The organism is Rhizobium sp. B21/90, assembly GCF_019355815.1.
Taxonomy (GTDB): domain Bacteria; phylum Pseudomonadota; class Alphaproteobacteria; order Rhizobiales; family Rhizobiaceae; genus Rhizobium; species Rhizobium rhododendri.
Genome location: NZ_CP072162.1, coordinates 3,610,094 through 3,625,075, shown reverse-complemented (window position 1 = coordinate 3,625,075; position 14,982 = coordinate 3,610,094). Strand labels below are relative to the sequence as shown.

Here is a 14,982-nt window from a genome sequence, read left to right as displayed (position 1 = left end):
GTTTATCTAGCGAATAACCGGGAAGCTGTCGAGGATCACCCCGCAATACAAGGTCGCATCATCCTGTCGTTCACGAAGGCTTTATGGGTTTTCCACGCCGTTCGACGGCAACGCGACAGGGGAGACGTCAACAAACTGGCGATGCCATGAAAATTGCCTTCTATGCGCCGCTAAAATCGCCCCACCATGCCGTCCCCTCTGGCGACCGCCTGATGGCGAGGCAGCTGATCGCAGCGCTCGAAATGGCAGGCCATAGCGTCGAGGTCGTGTCTGAACTACGCAGCTTCACGGCAACGCCGGATCCGGATTTGCGCGCGCAAATGACGACAATGGCAGGCGAGGAGATCGCGCGCCTGCTGGCAATGCCGACGTCTACCAAGCCACAGCTCTGGTTCACCTACCACCCTTATTACAAGACGCCGGACCAGATCGGCCCTGCTGTCGCAAGTGTGTTTGGTATTCCCTATGTTACCGCCGAAGCCTCATACTCCGGGCGTCGCGATCAGCAGGGCTGGCACGAAAACCAGCGTCTGGTGGCTGACGCCGTCCGACAGGCTGCCGTCAATTTTTGCTTCACCAAGCGCGATCGGTGCGGCCTGATGAAAGCCATCCCCGAGGGTGTCTATGCTCACCTTCCCCCGTTCATCGACCCGGCGCAGTTTGCGTCGCCTGCCGCAGAGGCGCCGCACCGGCTGATAACTGTCGCGATGATGCGCGATGGCGACAAGCTCGACAGCTACGCGATGCTGGCGCGCGCGCTCGATCTGATCCGCGAGAAGGACTGGACGCTGACGATCATTGGCGATGGCCCCAAACGTCCGGACGTCGAGGCAATGTTCGCACCGTTCGGAGACCAGCGCATCGATTGGCTCGGCCAGAAAAATGCTGATGAACTCGCCATCGAGCTTTCGCGCGGCGGCATCTATGTCTGGCCGGGGTGCGGCGAGGCCTACGGTCTCGCCTATCTCGAAGCCCAGGCAGCGGGCCTTCCCGTCGTTGCCCAGGCAACAGCCGGCGTTCCGGAAGTCGTCGTGAACGGCAAAACGGGCATCCTGACGCCGGATGGCAATTTAGAGGCATTTGCGGCAGCGATTGCCGAGCTTCTCGACGATCCCCAGCGCAGTGGGGAGATGGGGGCCGCTGCGCGTCAATTCATTTTTGCCGAACGGTCGCTGGAGGCCGCATCGAGCCGGCTGGACGCGCTCTTGCACCAGCATCTGGGAGAACGACATGCGCGATGAGCCGCACTGGAAAAAATTGGGTGACATGCTCGAGAGGCTGTCCGATACAAATCGCGGTGTTCGGCTGTGGCTGCGCGATGACGATGCTATCGAACCGACGCCGGCCCTCGAGCGCCTGCTGGACATGACAAGGCATGCCTCGGTGCCGCTAAGCCTTGCCGTCATTCCCGCCTTCACCGGCCAGCCGCTGGCAGACAGGTTGGAGGGCGAGCCCCACGCCGCCGTGACCGTTCACGGCTGGAGCCACGAAAACCATGCCGGCAGCGGTGGCAAGAAGTGCGAACTCGGTTTGGATCGCCCGGCCGACGTCGTGCTTGGAGAACTCGGTGACGGTCTGGCCAAACTCCGAGCGCTCTATGCCGCCCGGCTCGATCCAGTGCTCGTCCCGCCATGGAACCGCATCGACAAGACACTGCTGCCCGAACTGAAGCCTCTCGGCTTTCGCGCCGCATCCGTCTATGGCAAGGCAGACATCGCCAGCCCTATCGAATTGATCAATACCCATGTCGACATCATGGATTGGTCAGCAGGCCGTTGCCGCCCTCACGCGGACCTCGTGGATCTGCTGGTCGCCGAACTCGCACGTCGCATGGACGGCAGCGATGAGCCGATCGGAATTCTGACCCATCATCTCGTGCACGACGAAGCCTGTTGGGATTTCATGGAAAAGCTGTTCGAAGTGACGGCTACCAGCGACGCCGCGCGCTGGCATTCGCTGCGCGATCTATTGGGTTAAACAGCCACCGTCTGGCCATCGAAAGCGGCAAATGCGCCGGGCAGACGTTCGCGAGCTTTTGCCTGCATGGCGTCCAGTTCATCGTCCGTGCGCGATGGAGCGTGATGAAAGAGGGCCATGCGCTCGACACCGGCCATCTTTGCGAGCTTGACGCCTTCTTCCCAGGTCGAATGGCCGAACCCGCGATATTTCGTCATTTCCGGTTCTGTATAGGTCGTGTCGTAGACCACCAGATCGGCCCCCTGCATCAGGGCCAGAGCCGCTTCGTTGATCTGGTCGTCGCGGTGCTCGGTGTCATAGACAAGGGCGATGATCCGGCCGGCCCATTCGATGCGGTAGCCGACGGCCCCGCCTGGATGATTGAGCAGCGCGGTGTGGATGACGATCCCCGCATGGGGCTCGATCACGTCGCCGGGTTTGAAATCGCGAAAGCCGAGTGTCGCCCGGCAGATATCAGGCTCGACTGGAAACCATGGCGGCCGCATGAACTGGTCGATCATGCCTCTCGTGGTCGTCTTGCCGGCGAGATGTCCCGACCACAGGTTGACGGTGACGTTTGGATTGTAGATGGGCTCGAAGAAGGGCAGGCCTATGATGTGGTCGTAGTGGGAATGGGTGAAAAACAGGTCGATGTCCGTGACTCCGCCCTGTCGCAGCGCAGCCGACGCTTCGCGCACGCCTGTGCCAGCGTCGAACAGCAGGTGCCTGTCGCCAAATTTGATTTCGATGCAGGACGTGTTGCCGCCGTAACGCTCGAATTCCGGGCCGGAAACCGGGATACTTCCCCGGACGCCCCAGAATTTGAGTTCAAGCAGATCGCTTTTCATGCTCGTTTTTATACCAATTCCCCATTGCCGACAACGTAACCACACTTTTTCCTCCGTGCGAAGCCAGCAATTTCCATAAAAGTTTCCATCAGGCGAAAACCAAATCACCGAAAACCCGGCCCCGACCTTCGGCGCGCGCGCGTAAGGTCGGCTTTGTGCGTTTTCGCGGGAACCTAAGCATCTTCTTAACGTTTAAATTGTCGGCATCGTAATGCCTGCCGATCCAGAAATTTTGCAAACGGTGCATCATCTCCTTGTCGATATTCCTTCGCATAATGCCAGCAGGCCTGTGCTCGACAAAGCGATGGGCGCGTTCGCCTGAACTGACAACCAACCCAAGAACGGACATATCCTTATGAGTTTTTCATTCTCGGAACTGGACTTCATGAAGCCGGAACTCGGCGCCGAATACACCGGCGCCGGAACGCATTTTGCGGTGTTTTCGGCCAATGCCGAGAAGATTGAACTTTGCCTCTACACGGATGACGGCAAGACAGAAACAGCCCGCATGGCGCTGCCAAAGCGGGAAGGCGATATTTGGTCGGGTTATATCGCCGGCCTCGGTCCCGGCACAGTCTACGGCTACCGCGCGCACGGGCCCTACGATCCAGCCAACGGCCACCGCTTCAACCCCAACAAGCTGCTTCTCGACCCATACGCCAAGCAGATCATTGGCGACATCAAGTGGGATGACGCACTTTACGGATATACGATTGGCGCTGAGGATGGCGATCTCTCGTTCGACGAGCGTGACAGCGGTCCGTTCATGGTCAAGGGCGTTGTCCAGGATTCCGATTTCGACTGGGATGGAGACAAGGCAATCCGGCGCCCCTGGACGGAAACCGTTATCTACGAAGCCCATGTCCGCGGCATGACGATGACCCACCCGGACGTTCCGGACGCCCTGCGCGGCACCTTTCTCGGCATGTGCAGCGATCCGATTATCGAGCACCTGACCAAGCTCGGTATTTCTGCCATCGAGCTCTTGCCGATTCAGTCCTTCGTCGATGACCGCTACCTCGAGGAAAAGAACCTGCGCAACTACTGGGGCTACCAGACCCTTGGCTTCTTCGCGCCGATGAACCGCTTCATGTCGAGCAACAAGATCACCGAAATCAAGACGATGGTGCGCAAGTTCCACGCCGCCGGCATCGAAGTGATCATGGACGTCGTCTATAATCACACGGCCGAAGGTTCCGAACGCGGACCGACAATGAGCTTCAGGGGGCTGGACAACCAAAGCTATTACCGCCTGTCGCCGGACGACCAGCGCCACACCTTCGATACAACCGGCACAGGCAACACCCTGAACGTGTCGCATCCGATGGTGCTGCGCATGGTGCTCGACAGCCTTCGCTACTGGGTTGGCGTCATGCACATCGACGGTTTCCGCTTCGATCTGGCGAGCACGCTCGGCCGCGAGGAAATGGATTTCGACCGCCAGGGCGGCTTCTTCGACGCCATTCGCCAGGACCCGATCCTGGCCGGCGTCAAGCTGATTGCCGAGCCGTGGGACATCGGCGAGGGCGGTTATCAGGTTGGCGGCTTCCCCTATCCCTTCCGCGAATGGAACGACAAGTTCCGTGACACCGTCCGGACCTACTGGACAGGCGAGGGCGGTCAGATTTCAAAGCTTGCGACGCGTCTCGCCGGCTCGGCAAGGCAGTTCAACCACTCCGACCGTGGCGCCACCACGTCTATCAACCTGCTGAGCGCCCATGACGGCTTCACATTGATGGACACCGTGTCGTTCAACGAGAAGCACAATGAGGCCAACGGCGAAAACAACAATGACGGCCATTCCGACAATCACTCGGACAACATGGGCGTGGAGGGCGCGACAGACGATCCCGAGATCAACGCTGCCCGCGCCCGTCGCCGTCGCAACATGATCATGACGCTGATGCTGAGCCAGGGCGTGCCGATGATTGTCGGTGGCGATGAAGTCGGCAATAGCCAGGGCGGCAACAACAACGCCTATTGCCAGGACAATGAGATCGGCTGGACTGACTGGAGCGGCCTGAAAGATCCCTTTCTCGAATTCTGCCAGAAGGCCGTCGCCTTCAGGAAGGCTCACCCCGTCCTCCGCCAGGAGCGCTTTCTGACCGGTGACACCTCGGAAGACGGTCGCGCTGAGATCGCCTGGTTCAAGCCCGACGGCAACCAGATGGACGACGGCGCCTGGGATGATGGCGAATTGCGCGTCCTGGGTGTCTACATCGGCAAGAGTGTCCACGCTACCGATAGCGAAGTCCTCGACGACCTGTTCATGGTGTTCAATGCGGGCGGCGACTGTGAATTCCATCTTCCTGAATTGGGGGAAGGTGAAAAATGGTGCCGCGTCGTGGACACTGGAACGGAAGAAACCTTCACAACCCATGAGGTCGAAAACACGGTTGTCGTCTACGCCGCGAGTGTCGCGGTATTCGCACCGAAAGCCGACGAGCCGGATCAGCCGAAGACTGCCGAGCGCAAGCGTTGGTTCCACTTTGGTCGTCAGGCTCAACCCGACAGGAAATAGCAGGCAGCTTCGATGAGCGAAATATCGATCACAGATCTTGGTCTTGTGTATGTGAACGACAGCGAACCTGGTATTCGCCGCCATCGAAGAGGCACAGGCTTTTCCTACAGGCTGCCGGACGGCAGCGTGCTCAACGACGCGGTCCATCGCAAGCGGATCGCGTCGCTCGGTCTTCCGCCCGCCTATGACAATGTCTGGATCTGCCTGCAGGAAAACGGCCACCTGCAGGCAACCGGCATGGATGCGCGCGGACGCAAGCAATATCGCTACCACAAGGAGTGGCAGTCGCACCGGAGCGTGGAGAAATTCCACCAGCTTATCGAGTTCGGTCAGGCGCTGCCGAAAATGCGCCGCGCCGTCCTGCGTCACCTCGATGGTGGCATGGACGACATCCATGGCGTCCTTGCCGCTCTGGCCACGTTGCTCGACGAGGCGCACCTGCGCGTTGGCAATCAGAGCTATGCGCGCGAAAACGGCACCTATGGCGCCACCACCCTGCTGAAACGCCACCTTAAGCTTAACGGTGGGCGTATCGAGCTTCGCTTCATCGCCAAGGGTGGCAAGAGGGTGCAGCGAAGCCTGAAGCATCCGCGTCTGCAAAGGATGCTGGAAGAGATCGCCGATCTGCCCGGTCGCCAGTTGTTTGCTTGGAAAGACGAACACGGGTTGCTGAGACCAATCGATTCGGGCCGCCTCAATCTTTACCTCGGAGAAATCTCCGGCCTTTCAGTCTCGGCAAAGACATTTCGAACCTGGGGCGGCTCGCTCGCCGCCTTCACCTCCGCCCGCAATGCGCTGGAAAAAGGCATGCGGCCGACGGTCAAGGAAATGTCCGAGGCGTCTGCCGAGGTGCTCCACAACACCCCGGCAATTTCACGGTCGAGCTATATACATCCGTCGATCATTGCTCTCGCAGACAAGCAGCATTCTCTCGACGAAGAGGTCTTCGCGCCCCTCGTCGAACCCCTGCGTGGTCTTCGGGCTGACGAAAACCGATTGCTCGATTTTCTGATCAGGCGCAGTGAAGAGAGCAGTCCATCCGCATAGTAGGTCTTGGCTCCAGGAACCATTTGCCCCTGCAGCAGTTGCACCTGAATGATGCGTTGTGGAGGTAGTGATGAAAGACGTCCAAGACAGCAAGGCCTCCAGGCAGCCGGATCCCCGCGACCGTCTGATCGTCGCGCTCTACGCGCAGCTGAAGGCGGAACGTGAAACCCGCGAGGCGCTGGAATGGCTCATCCATAACGGCACCTTGTCGAGCGCGGTTTTGGAGGCGGTCGCTGGCGATGCCGTGCCCGCTGCCAGCAGTGACGAACTGGCTGCTGTCGAAAAGATCGTCGCCTTAGACAACCGTCGTCGCGGACACTGATCATGACAGCACGAGCAAGCTGGAAGGGGCAGTTGACCATCGGCGCACTAAGCTGCTCGGTAGGGCTTTACACTGCAGTATCGTCCTCCGAACGTCTTTCATTCCACATCATCAATCGCAAGACCGGCAATCGCGTCGAGCGCCAGTTCGTAGACAGCGAGACCGGAAAGCCCGTGGAGCGGGACGATCAGGTCAAAGGCTACCTGCTGGACGATGGTGAGTACCTCGTCATGGAGGGCGACGAGCTCGCCTCGATAGTCCCCGAAAGCGATAAGGTCCTGTCGATCGAGAGCTTTATTGGCTGGGACGATATCGACAGGCTGTATTTCGACCGTCCCTACTTCCTCATGCCGGTCAGCGACGATGATCGCGAGGTCCTGGCGCTTGTCATCGAAGCGATGAACCGCGAAAAGGTCGCGGCTCTCGCCCACGCTGTCCTGTTCCGCCGGTACCGGACGTTGCTGGTCCGTCCCTATGAAAAGGGTCTCGTCGCCACAATGCTCAATTTCGACTACGAGGTCCGTTCCGAGGCCGATGCCTTCGAGGATATACCCGAGCTCGAGGTGACAGGGGAAATGCTGGAGCTGGCAAGCCACATCATCGATACCAAGAAGGGCACCTTCGACGCCTCGGCCTTTGACGACCGATACGAAGAGGCATTGGTGGAACTGGTCAAGGCGAAGGTGGAGGGCAAGCCTCTGCCGAAGAAGCCGCCGGTGAAAGAAGAGAAGGTCGTCGATCTCATGCAGGCCTTGCGCGAGAGCGCGGGCATGGCGAAGCCAAAGCCCGGGGCAAAGACAAAGAAAGCGCCAGCGCAGACGAAGAAAGCCGGCTAATCAGTTTTTCGGCGCGCGTTATCGCCCCTTGGTTGTCTGGTTTGCTTCGATGCTCTTCTTCAGCGCATCCATGATGTTGATGACGTTGCCTGATGTCGCGGGAGCTTCTTTGCGAGTAGCTGCCGGCTTCTTGCCGCGTCCCCTCTTCTTGGCCTTGATCAACGCTGCGAGTTTGTCCTGGATAGGGTCCAGCGTCAGCTCGGGAGACCATTCCACCTTGCGCTTGTCGATCAGCGTCTTCATCAGGGCAAGCGCCTCCGCTTGCGGCTTTTCTGCCACCGCAAAGGATTTGTCCGGCTCGCGCACCTCGTCGCCATAGCGCAACGTCCAGAGGATAATGCCGTTGCCATTTGGCTCCAGCAAGACAGCACGCTCGCGCCTGTTCAGCACAAGCCGCGCGATGCCGACCACCGCGCTTGCCTTCATGGCCTCCCGGATAACGCAGAAGGCTTCCAGGCCCACCTTGTCCTCAGGCGCCAGAAAATGTGGAGTGTCGTAGTAGATCCAGTCGATCGAGTTTTTCGGCACGAAGGTGTCGATACTGATGGCACGATTGCTTTCGAGGGCCACCGCCTCGATCTCCTCGTCCTCGAGGAAGATGTAATCGTCGTCGCCGCGCTCGTAACCCTTCACCTGCTGATCGTCCGGCACAGGCTTGCCCGTGCCGGAATCGATGTAGTGGCTTTCCAGCCGGTTTCCACTCTTCCGATTGATGACATTGAACCGGATTTTGGCGTTGTCCGTCGTCGCCGGCGTCAGCGATACCTGGCAGGTCACCAGGGAGAGTTTCAAATAGCCTTTCCAGTATCGGGGCTGTTTTGCCAAAATTTGTCTCCTTGCCTTCCGCGACTACGCGATGTCCTGATCCAGCTCGGGGTAGTGTCGGAATATGCCGTCCTCGTTGAACGGGAGGCGCCTCTCGGATTGCAGGTAACGTGCGATGTTGGGTCTCTGTGCAACAGCATCGCGAAGCGCGATCAGCAAAGGATATCGAGGGGCGTAGCCTTTCATGGCGCGCGGAAACGCATAAGTCAGGCCTTCGACGACCTGGAACAGAGACAGGTCCACATAACTCAGCGATGGCCCCACGCTGTATGTGGGGCCGGAAGTATTCGCCTTCAGGATACGCTCGAAATAGCCGAGGTACTTCGGAATGCGTTCCTGGATGAAAGCTTCCGCCCGCAGCTTTGCCGCGTCTTTCTGGTCTTCGTAATATTGCGATGTGGAGATTGGGTGGTGCGTGTCGTGAACCTCGGACACGAGGTCCGTGATCGTCAGCTGCAAGCCGTTGGCAACAAACCGTTGCTCGTCTCCCGCCGGCGCCAGGCCGAGCTTCGGCCCCAGATAAAGAAGGATATTGGCAACATGCGACACGAAGAGCTCGCCATCCTTCAGGAACGGCGGTGAGAATGGAATCAGGGGGCGCTTTTCACGCTTCATAATCTCCAGCATGGCACCCGTTCCCCGGCCGGGACCGTCGGCGCGGGTCACATCGACGTAGTCAGCGCCAGCTTCTTCCAAGGCGAGGCGGACAAACTCACCGCGGCCCTGCAGTCCGTCCCAGTAATACAACTCATAAGTCATCGAATCTCACCATTGCCATTGGGTCGTTGGGGTCGCCGCTGCAGACCTTCGGACCCGCTGAAAGACTAGTGCTTAACGGATGACCGTGCAGTTTACGGAGGTGGTGCTACGCTTTCGCGCTCACATCCTTCTTGGTCGACCGCTTCGGCGAAATGGCTGGCGGTGGTGTTGACCCATTGGCTTTTGCCGCCTTGGAAGAGGGGGTCTTTGCTTTCGGCTTCACAGCCAGGCCATGTGGCGCCGTCGTTTCCATGACGGCCCGTTCCTTGGTCGCCTGCTCCCAGTGGATTGAGTCTCTCCCTGTTGGATAGCCTTCCTCTTCCCAGAGTGCGTAAGCGCGTTTCATAATCCATTCGTCTCGGGATTCCGTCATCGCTTTTCTCCTTGGCAGCTTGGAAAGTTTAACTTCTTGGGAAATGCAAAGTTCCAGCTCCGCTGACACGTCTGTTCGATATCGGGTCGCAGCGTCGGGACGGCGCTGCCAGAACTGGGGCGATATTGGGACCAGGGAAACCCGCTCGTCGCGAACATCAGGTCGCATCAACATTGCCGCAAAATCAATATGAGCCGGCAATGGCGCTTGTTCAATTCAAAAACGTAATCCCTCGTTTTTTGCAGTGCAAAACCGCCCCTCTACACCCCTCTCCTCTCAACCCTTCGATTGCGCACAATTCCGGCACCGTTATAGTCGCCCGATGTTCAGTCTTATCATTGCCTACTGGCCCCATATCCTTCTCATTTTGTCGGTTGTCATGGGGGCAACTGCGGCTATTCATGCCGCCATGACGAAGGAAGACGTGCGTGCCGCCATCGGATGGGTCGCTCTCATCGTGCTGTCTCCCATCGTCGGTGCGCTTCTATACGCCGTCGCGGGCATCAACCGCATCCGGCGGGCGGCGCTGACGTCCCAGCGAGACATGCTTTTCAGGCAGGAAACGCGCAGTGAACTGGCGATCTTCGAAGCTGACAGCGAGGCGCTGCGGATTGCCTATGGGCAGCGTTTTGGCGCGATGAAGGTGCTGGGAGACCGCGTCACCCGCCATCCCATGACCAGTGGCAATTCCATAAAGATGCTGGAGGGCGGCGATATCGCCTATCCGGCGATGCTGGAGGAAATCAATGCCGCGGAGCGCAGCATCATCCTCGAGACCTACATCTTCGATCGCGATCCCATCGGGCTGAGGGTCGCCGATGCGCTGATTGCTGCCGTCCGGCGCGGGATCACTGTTCGCGTGCTGATCGATGCCGTCGGCGCCCGCTATTCGGTGCCGAGCATCATGGGGCACCTGAAGGAGGGTGGGGTTACCGTCGATGTCTTCAACGGCAATGTCATCATCGGCCTCCGGCTGCCCTATGCCAACCTTAGAACCCACCGAAAGATCCTGATCGTCGACGGCCGTGTTGCGTTGACCGGCGGAATGAACATCCGGAAGGGCTTCACGACAGAGTTTGCCGGTGAGCAGGCCGCCCACGATGCGCATTTCCGCGTCACCGGTCCGGCCGTAGCAGACCTGTTCCACACCGCTTCCGAAGACTGGCGTTTCGCCACCGGGGAAATCCTGCAGGGCGATGAATGGCGGATGGCAGAGCAGCAGAGGGATCCGGATGCACCGATCCTGATGCGTATCGTCTCATCCGGTCCAGACCGTAGCCTTGAGACAAACCACAAGATGCTGATTGGCGCCTTTTCAGTCGCCCGCAGCTCGATCCTGATCATGTCACCCTATTTTCTGCCGGATCGCGAATTGATCAGCGCCCTGATCACAGCGGCGCGACGCGGCGTAACGGTCGATATCGTCGTGCCTGCGGCCAATAATCTGGTGCTCGTCGACCGCGCCATGACGGCGCAGTTCGATCAGATGCTGAAGAACTACTGCCGCATCTGGCGCGCCAAAGGCGCTTTCAATCATTCGAAGCTGCTGTCGATCGACGATGTCTGGGCCTATGTCGGCTCGTCCAACCTAGATCCTCGCTCTATGCGGCTGAACTTCGAGGTCGATATGGAGGTCATCGACCGGGGTTTCGCGAAGAAGATCGGCGATCACATCCGCGAAGTCCTGTCGACTTCGGAGCAGGTCGAGCAGCATGCGCTTCGCAAGAGACCGTTCCTGGTGCGATTGCTGGAAAAGGTGCTCTGGCTCGGATCACCTTTTCTTTAGCGCCAAACGCCATCGAGGGCTGGCAGTCGCGTCGGCCGGCCCTATAGTCGGCAGAAGCGACATCGCGGTCGCCAGCAAGTGGTCGAGTGAAATGCATACCAAGAACCACCAAAGCCTGCGCAGAAGCATTTTGCATTCCATCCGCAACCGGAAGATCCATCGCGCGCACGCCCATGCGGACGACCATGAACGCATGCCCGGCACCGTGATTGCCTCCTACAATGTTCATAAATGCGTCGGCTCGGATCGCCGTTTCGATCCCGATCGCATTCTGCGGGTCATCCAGGAAATCGATGCCGACATCATGGCCTTGCAGGAGGCCGATAGCCGGTTCGGAGAACGCACCGGCCTGCTCGATCTTTCCAGGCTCGAGCGCGAGACAGGGTTGGTCGCCGTGCCGGTCGAAGGGGTCGCGAAGGCTCATGGATGGCATGGTAACGTGGTGCTGTTCAAGCAGGGAACGGTCCGCGATGTCCATCAGATCAAGCTGCCAGGCCTCGAGCCCCGTGGCGCGCTGGTGGCGGAGATCGAGTTGTCCAACGGCAGTGCCTTGCGCATCATCGCCGCCCATTTCGGCCTTCTGCGTCGGTCGCGCGCCCAGCAGGCGCGTGTCCTCGTCGATATCATGACCAGGGACGATGAAACGCCGACCATCCTGCTGGGCGATCTCAACGAGTGGCGCCTGGGTAACCGCTCGTCTCTGCACACGTTTCACGCGGCGTTCGGTCCGCAGCCGGCTGCGGTGCCGAGCTTTCCCGCCAATATGCCGATCCTTGCGCTCGATCGCATGATCGCCAACAAAAGCGGCCTGATCTCGGCAATAGAGGTCCATAACACGCCTCTGGCGCGTATGGCCTCCGACCATCTGCCCATCAAGACAACGCTGGTTACAGAGCCGCTGGTCGCCGCAAGCGTCTGATCGTCGGCTTCAAGCCTTGTCGCGAAACAGTTTCCAGCGTGTCGGCCTGAAGGCGATGCGGCTGCGGTCGAGCTCGCCGACTTTTTCGGGTGGTAATTCGATCTCGACCCGGGGATGACCGGCGCCGATATCGATTTCGATATGACGCGTGCCGGCAACGCGCCGGCTTGCGGTAAGCAGCCCCGCTATGCAACCGCCGCATCCATCGCGCAGTTCGACATCGTGAGGCCGGAAATAGAGATTGGCTGGACCGTTCGGCTCGCCTGCCGCTGTCAGTCCGAGCGGACGATCCTCGAACCAGATCTCGCCGTCGGTAACCTGCACCTTCAGGCAGTTCGACTGGCCGATGAAGCCGAAGACGAAGGGCGAATTCGGGGTGTCGTAGATATCGTCGGGCGTGCCGATCTGCTCGATGGCGCCCTGGCTCATGACGACGACCCGGTCGGCGAGCTCCAGCGCCTCGTCCTGGTCATGGGTGACGAAGACAGTCGTGTGGCCCGTCCGATCGTGAATTTCCCGCAGCCATTTGCGCAGATCCTTGCGAACCTGCGCATCGAGTGCCCCGAAGGGCTCGTCGAGCAGAAGCACGTTGGGCTCGACAGCCATGGCGCGGGCAAGCGCCACGCGCTGCCGCTGGCCGCCTGAAAGCTGCGCCGGATAGCGTTTCTCAAGGCCCGAAAGCTGCACGAGATCGAGCAGTTCGAGCGCCCGCCGACGGATCTCCGATCGCGCCGGGCGGCGGGCCGAAGGGCGGACCTTGAGGCCGAAGGAGATGTTGTCGAGCACCGTCATGTGGCGGAACAGCGCGTAATGCTGGAACACGAAGCCGATATTGCGTTGCTGCACGGTCTTCATCGAGGCGTCTTCGTTGCCGAAATAGATCTCGCCTTCCGTCGGCGTCTCTAGCCCGGCGATCAGCCGCAGCAAGGTCGTCTTGCCGGAGCCGGAGGGGCCCAGCAACGCAATCAACTCGCCGGAGCGGATGTCCAGCGTAACGTCGTGCAGGGCCGGAAAGCGGCCGAAATCCTTGCGGATGTTTTGAACGCGAACTTCCATCAGTCTTCCTTAGTGACGCCGGCTCGCAGCGATTTCCTCGCTGAAGCGCATTTCCAGCAACGTCTTGAGAATAAGCGTCACCAAGGCGAGCAGCGCAAGCAGCGTTGCCACGGCGAAAGCGCCGGAGAAATTGTAGTCGTTGTAGAGAATTTCGATCTGCAGCGGCATGGTGTTGGTCTCGCCGCGGATATGACCTGACACCACCGAGACTGCGCCGAATTCGCCCATGGCGCGGGCGTTGCAGAGCAGCACGCCGTAGAGCAGCCCCCATTTGATATTCGGCAGCGTCACGTACCAGAAGGTCTGGAAACCGCTGGCGCCGAGCGAAAGGGCGGCCTCTTCATCGGCCGTGCCCTGTTCCTGCATCAGCGGGATCAGTTCGCGGGCGACAAACGGAAAGGTGACGAACATCGTCGCCAGTACGAGCCCCGGCACCGCGAACAGGATCTTGATGTTGTTTGCCTCCAGCCATGGGCCGAGCAGGCTGTTGGAGCCGAACAGCAACACGAACACCAGTCCGGCGATGACCGGGGATACCGAGAAGGGCAGGTCGATGAGCGTCGTCAGGAACGCCTTGCCTTTGAATTCGAACTTGGCGATCGCCCAGGCCGCACCCACGCCGAAAACCAGGTTGAGCGGCACGCTGATGGCCGCGACAATCAGCGTCAGCTTGATGGCGGAAAATGTCTCCTCGTCCTGCAGCGCCTCGAAAAATGCGCCAGCGCCCTTGCGAAACGCTTCGACGAAAACGGCTGCCATCGGTAGCAGCAGGATCAGCGCCAGGAAAACCAGCGAGATTGCGATCAGCGTCCAGCGGGCGAACCGACTCTCGGTAACGGCAGACGTCACCTCATGAGGCGGCACTGTTGGATCATGCGCCATAGCCGTACCTCCGCCTGCTCCAGGTCTGGATGAGGTTGATCACCAGCAGCATCACGAAGGAGATGATCAGCATGATCGCGGCGATGCCGGTCGCTGCGGCATAATTATATTCCTCGAGCCGTATGACGATCAGTAACGGTGCAATTTCCGACACGTAGGGCAGGTTGCCGGCGATGAAGATAACCGATCCGTATTCCCCGACCGCGCGTGCAAAGGAAAGCGCGAAGCCGGTGAGCACGGCAGGAGCTAGCCCCGGCAGCAGCACCCGGGTGATGGTCTGGAAGCGGTTAGCGCCGAGCGTTGCTGCAGCCTCTTCGACCTCGCGGTCGATTTCTTCCATGATCGGCTGTACCGTGCGCACCACGAAGGGCAGGCCGACGAAAATCAGTGCAATCACTACGCCCACGGGCGTGAAAGCGACCTTGATGCCGAGCGGCGAGAGAAACTGGCCGATCCAGCCATTCGGCGAATAGAGTGTGGTCAGCGCGATACCGGCGACGGCCGTCGGCAGCGCGAAGGGCAGGTCAACGACGGCATCGATGATCCGCTTTCCGGGGAAATTGTAGCGGACCAGCACCCAGGCCAGAATGACGCCGAAAATTGCATTGACGACGGCAGCGACCAGGGCGCCGCCAAAGCTCATTCGCAACGCCGCGAGAACCCGAGGGTCTGACGCGATAGACCAGAAGGCTCCCCAGCCGAGCGAACTCGTCTTCAGCAGCAGGCCTGAAATCGGAATGAGAACGATGAGGATAAGCCATATCAAGGTAAAACCGAGCGCCATTCCAAATCCTGGAATGACGCTCGGTTGCCTGAATTGCCACCGTCTACGGGTTGGTGCCTGCATCTAGT

General features: G+C 59.7%; 15 protein-coding genes. 8 read left to right on the top strand and 7 right to left on the bottom strand.

Annotated features, from left to right (window positions below):
* The first annotated feature begins 146 nt into the window (after positions 1-146).
* Complete coding sequence (locus J5278_RS17585; RefSeq protein ID WP_209182593.1) at positions 147-1,241, top strand: glycosyltransferase family 4 protein; 1,095 nt, start codon at positions 147-149, stop codon at positions 1,239-1,241.
* Positions 1,231-1,977: a polysaccharide deacetylase family protein gene (locus J5278_RS17580; protein WP_209182594.1), complete on the top strand. Its 747-nt coding sequence runs from the start codon at positions 1,231-1,233 to the stop codon at positions 1,975-1,977. The genes J5278_RS17585 and J5278_RS17580 overlap by 11 nt, the downstream gene beginning before the upstream one ends.
* On the opposite strand, the gene J5278_RS17575 is transcribed toward J5278_RS17580, so the two are convergent.
* Positions 1,974-2,804, bottom strand: a complete 831-nt coding sequence (locus J5278_RS17575; RefSeq protein ID WP_209182595.1) for an MBL fold metallo-hydrolase — start codon at positions 2,802-2,804, stop codon at positions 1,974-1,976. The two genes, J5278_RS17580 and J5278_RS17575, sit on opposite strands and share 4 nt — an antisense overlap.
* Positions 2,805-3,159: 355 nt before the next feature.
* Between J5278_RS17575 and glgX the strand changes: the two genes are divergently transcribed.
* The 4 genes from glgX to J5278_RS17555 all read left to right on the top strand — a co-directional run bounded on the left by glgX (position 3,160) and on the right by J5278_RS17555 (position 7,530).
* Complete coding sequence (gene glgX, locus J5278_RS17570) at positions 3,160-5,325, top strand: glycogen debranching protein GlgX (RefSeq protein WP_209182596.1); 2,166 nt, start codon at positions 3,160-3,162, stop codon at positions 5,323-5,325.
* A gap of 12 nt (positions 5,326-5,337) precedes the next feature.
* Positions 5,338-6,372: a DNA topoisomerase IB gene (locus J5278_RS17565; protein ID WP_142823808.1), complete on the top strand. Its 1,035-nt coding sequence runs from the start codon at positions 5,338-5,340 to the stop codon at positions 6,370-6,372.
* 70 nt (positions 6,373-6,442) lie between these two features.
* Positions 6,443-6,694, top strand: a complete 252-nt coding sequence (locus J5278_RS17560; protein WP_142823809.1) for a hypothetical protein — start codon at positions 6,443-6,445, stop codon at positions 6,692-6,694.
* A gap of 2 nt (positions 6,695-6,696) precedes the next feature.
* Positions 6,697-7,530, top strand: a complete 834-nt coding sequence (locus J5278_RS17555; protein ID WP_209182597.1) for a Ku protein — start codon at positions 6,697-6,699, stop codon at positions 7,528-7,530.
* 18 nt (positions 7,531-7,548) lie between these two features.
* Here the strand turns inward: J5278_RS17555 and J5278_RS17550 are convergent, their stop codons facing one another.
* The 3 genes from J5278_RS17550 to J5278_RS17540 form a co-directional block, all read right to left on the bottom strand.
* Positions 7,549-8,355, bottom strand: coding sequence for a Ku protein (locus tag J5278_RS17550; protein ID WP_209182598.1), 807 nt, complete (start codon positions 8,353-8,355; stop codon positions 7,549-7,551).
* A gap of 24 nt (positions 8,356-8,379) precedes the next feature.
* Positions 8,380-9,114, bottom strand: a complete 735-nt coding sequence (locus J5278_RS17545) for a glutathione S-transferase (protein ID WP_209182599.1) — start codon at positions 9,112-9,114, stop codon at positions 8,380-8,382.
* A 106-nt stretch (positions 9,115-9,220) separates the two neighbouring features.
* Positions 9,221-9,487, bottom strand: coding sequence for a DUF2934 domain-containing protein (locus J5278_RS17540; protein WP_209182600.1), 267 nt, complete (start codon positions 9,485-9,487; stop codon positions 9,221-9,223).
* Positions 9,488-9,809: 322 nt separating this feature from the next.
* Between J5278_RS17540 and J5278_RS17535 the strand changes: the two genes are divergently transcribed.
* Positions 9,810-11,273, top strand: coding sequence for a phosphatidylserine/phosphatidylglycerophosphate/cardiolipin synthase family protein (locus J5278_RS17535; RefSeq protein ID WP_209182601.1), 1,464 nt, complete (start codon positions 9,810-9,812; stop codon positions 11,271-11,273).
* A 91-nt stretch (positions 11,274-11,364) separates the two neighbouring features.
* A complete protein-coding gene (locus J5278_RS17530) occupies positions 11,365-12,192 on the top strand; it encodes an endonuclease/exonuclease/phosphatase family protein (RefSeq protein ID WP_209182602.1) in 828 nt (275 codons plus the stop codon).
* A gap of 9 nt (positions 12,193-12,201) precedes the next feature.
* On the opposite strand, the gene J5278_RS17525 is transcribed toward J5278_RS17530, so the two are convergent.
* Genes J5278_RS17525 through cysT form a run of 3 tightly spaced genes read right to left on the bottom strand, consistent with a single transcriptional unit; the run spans position 12,202 to position 14,977 of the window.
* Entirely contained in the window at positions 12,202-13,248 is a 1,047-nt protein-coding gene (locus J5278_RS17525) for a sulfate/molybdate ABC transporter ATP-binding protein (protein ID WP_209182603.1), read from the bottom strand.
* 9 nt (positions 13,249-13,257) lie between these two features.
* A complete protein-coding gene (gene cysW / locus J5278_RS17520; RefSeq protein WP_209182604.1) occupies positions 13,258-14,130 on the bottom strand; it encodes a sulfate ABC transporter permease subunit CysW in 873 nt (290 codons plus the stop codon).
* Positions 14,120-14,977, bottom strand: a complete 858-nt coding sequence (gene cysT, locus J5278_RS17515) for a sulfate ABC transporter permease subunit CysT (RefSeq protein WP_111216351.1) — start codon at positions 14,975-14,977, stop codon at positions 14,120-14,122. Before cysT ends, cysW begins: the two co-directional genes overlap by 11 nt.
* Positions 14,978-14,982: the final 5 nt, after the last annotated feature.

Coding starts and splice junctions, on each gene's coding strand:
- J5278_RS17585 (WP_209182593.1), top strand. CDS start 147: ATGAAAATTGCCTTCTATGCGCCGCTAAAATCGCCCCACCATGCCGTC.
- J5278_RS17580 (WP_209182594.1), top strand. CDS start 1,231: ATGCGCGATGAGCCGCACTGGAAAAAATTGGGTGACATGCTCGAGAGG.
- J5278_RS17575 (WP_209182595.1), bottom strand. CDS start 2,804: ATGAAAAGCGATCTGCTTGAACTCAAATTCTGGGGCGTCCGGGGAAGT.
- glgX (WP_209182596.1), top strand. CDS start 3,160: ATGAGTTTTTCATTCTCGGAACTGGACTTCATGAAGCCGGAACTCGGC.
- J5278_RS17565 (WP_142823808.1), top strand. CDS start 5,338: ATGAGCGAAATATCGATCACAGATCTTGGTCTTGTGTATGTGAACGAC.
- J5278_RS17560 (WP_142823809.1), top strand. CDS start 6,443: ATGAAAGACGTCCAAGACAGCAAGGCCTCCAGGCAGCCGGATCCCCGC.
- J5278_RS17555 (WP_209182597.1), top strand. CDS start 6,697: ATGACAGCACGAGCAAGCTGGAAGGGGCAGTTGACCATCGGCGCACTA.
- J5278_RS17545 (WP_209182599.1), bottom strand. CDS start 9,114: ATGACTTATGAGTTGTATTACTGGGACGGACTGCAGGGCCGCGGTGAG.
- J5278_RS17540 (WP_209182600.1), bottom strand. CDS start 9,487: ATGACGGAATCCCGAGACGAATGGATTATGAAACGCGCTTACGCACTC.
- J5278_RS17535 (WP_209182601.1), top strand. CDS start 9,810: ATGTTCAGTCTTATCATTGCCTACTGGCCCCATATCCTTCTCATTTTG.
- J5278_RS17530 (WP_209182602.1), top strand. CDS start 11,365: ATGCATACCAAGAACCACCAAAGCCTGCGCAGAAGCATTTTGCATTCC.
- J5278_RS17525 (WP_209182603.1), bottom strand. CDS start 13,248: ATGGAAGTTCGCGTTCAAAACATCCGCAAGGATTTCGGCCGCTTTCCG.
- cysW (WP_209182604.1), bottom strand. CDS start 14,130: ATGGCGCATGATCCAACAGTGCCGCCTCATGAGGTGACGTCTGCCGTT.
- cysT (WP_111216351.1), bottom strand. CDS start 14,977: ATGCAGGCACCAACCCGTAGACGGTGGCAATTCAGGCAACCGAGCGTC.